The following is a 1242-nucleotide window of genomic DNA, read 5'->3' as shown; positions in this document are numbered from 1 at the left end:
GATATTCTCTTTCATTGCCCAATGAATATACGCTTCAAAAAGAAGAGGATGGAAAAGATATTCTTTTTTCAACCAAGACTCCCTATACGTGGATGCGAATTGAAGTCCTTTCCAGGAAAGAAAGTGCAAGCAAATCATATCTAGATCGCTCAAAAGAATTATTTGATGACCAGTTTGGAAAATCGTTAAAAATTTCTTCTACATCCCTATTTATTCAGCCTGTTGTGTTTGCATCTACATCCGGGAGTAAAAAAGAAACGGCAAAGCTATATGTACTAAGAGAAACAAAGGGGCACCCTGCTTTAAAAATCACGATGATTACAGCTAAAAATTCTGATGATGAAAAAAAGTTAATTTCAATTGTTAACTCAGTAAAAACGCATGAATGAAAATAGATAAGGAAGCCAGCTATGAAAAAAAAGATATTTCTTGTTTGCTTTATATGTTTGATGAGTGGCTGCTCAACTGCTTTTCGTGAAGAGCTTATTAACACACAAGAAGAAATTCCAAAAGAACGCTTGCCACAGCAAAAGTTCACCTACCCTTACAAAGGAAGCAGCAGAACAGAGGTAGGTTATCTTAAAAGAAGCACCAATCAAAACTATACGCTTTACGTACTAGAAGGATACAAGTTTACAGAAGAAGAGCCACGAAAAGATGTCATTTACAACAAAAAAAATGATGCTTTGTGGATGCGGATTGAAGTGTTTCCACCAAATAAAAGTGTAGATGAGCTCAATAAAGAAACAAAAAAAATTTTAAGAGCTGGCTTTTCAGAAGTGGCTTCCCTTGATACGCACCTCATTCACCATAACTTAGAGATAGCAGCTGCGTACAAAGCATCAGATAATAAAAGTAACGCATACGGTTTTCTCGTTCGAAAGCAAAATCAACACCCTACTTTCCGATTAACGATCTTTGCTCCTAAATCTGAAAGAGATTTAACTCCGTTTTTAGAAATGGCGAGAACGCTTCAAAATGCATAAAACAGAGAAAAAGTCGGTTTACAAAGTGTGTAAACCGACTTTTTTTTATTTCATATCTAATAGTTTAGTTTTTAAATCTTTTTCCATTTGATACAGCTCTGATTCTGCCTCGGTACGCTTCGTACGTCCTTCTTCTTGTATCTTTAGCACTTCTTCTAACGTGGTAATCAAATCGGACTGCGTTTTTTTCAATGTTTCGATATCGACAATCCCCGCCTCGTTTTCACGAGCTACTTCAATCGTGTTCTGCTTGAGC

3 protein-coding genes are annotated in these 1242 nt (G+C 36.3%); 2 read left to right on the top strand and 1 reads right to left on the bottom strand.

The window, feature by feature from the left end; all coding sequences use genetic code 11:
• Window positions 1–389 (top strand): hypothetical protein (locus AC1DRF_RS28505; protein WP_477742374.1); only part of this gene is annotated, 389 nt, incomplete at its 5' end.
• A 21-nt stretch (window positions 390–410) separates the two neighbouring features.
• Window positions 411–986, top strand: a complete 576-nt coding sequence (locus AC1DRF_RS28500) for a hypothetical protein (protein WP_427076247.1) — start codon at window positions 411–413, stop codon at window positions 984–986.
• A gap of 45 nt (window positions 987–1031) precedes the next feature.
• Here the strand turns inward: AC1DRF_RS28500 and AC1DRF_RS28495 are convergent.
• Window positions 1032–1242: toxic anion resistance protein (locus AC1DRF_RS28495; protein WP_477742373.1), on the bottom strand; the 211-nt coding region annotated here is incomplete at its 5' end.

It is taken from the genome of Priestia sp. P5_B4 (genome assembly GCF_056400385.1).
This window is presented reverse-complemented; position numbering and strand designations above follow the sequence as displayed.

What these genes read in the sequence shown, in the direction of transcription:
- AC1DRF_RS28500 (WP_427076247.1), top strand. Translation starts at nt 411, where the DNA reads ATGAAAAAAAAGATATTTCTTGTTTGCTTTATATGTTTGATGAGTGGC.